The organism is Streptomyces sp. NRRL WC-3549, from assembly GCF_000721935.1.
In the GTDB taxonomy this organism is placed as follows: domain Bacteria; phylum Actinomycetota; class Actinomycetes; order Streptomycetales; family Streptomycetaceae; genus Streptomyces.
Genome location: NZ_KL585421.1, coordinates 106906 through 107346, shown reverse-complemented (window position 1 = coordinate 107346; position 441 = coordinate 106906). Strand labels below are relative to the sequence as shown.

General features: G+C 75.1%; 1 protein-coding gene. It reads left to right on the top strand.

Annotation, left to right across the window (positions count from 1 at the left end):
- Nucleotides 1-441 (top strand): PAS domain-containing protein (locus IH13_RS0125830; protein WP_031088328.1); only part of this gene is annotated, 441 nt, incomplete at both ends.

The window sequence follows — 441 nt, the reverse complement described above, 5'->3', positions numbered from 1 at the left end:
TCCTCCAGCAGGCCGAGAGCAGCGGGTACCCGGTCCTGCCGGGGCTCGTCCCGCGCGTGCTCCCGCCGCCCGCCCTTCCCACTCCCCAGGGGGACCAGGCGGCGGCCTCGCTGGAATTCGTCCGGCGGCTGCCGGGCGGCAGCTGCGCCCTGGACCTCGACGGGACCATCTGCTTCATGAACGACGCCGCGGCCACGCTCCTGGGCGCCCCGGCCCCGGACCTCATGGGCACGCTCCCCTGGGTGTCGCTGCCGTGGCTGGACGACCCGGCCGTGGAGGACCACTACCGGGACGCGGTCATCAGCCGCCGGGAGACCTCCTTCACCGCTCTGCGGCCGCCCGACCACTGGCTGTCCTTCCATCTCTTCCCCAGCGCCACCGGCATCAGCGTCCGGATCCTGCCCGCCGACCGGCCGCTCACCACGGACGAGCCGGCGCCCC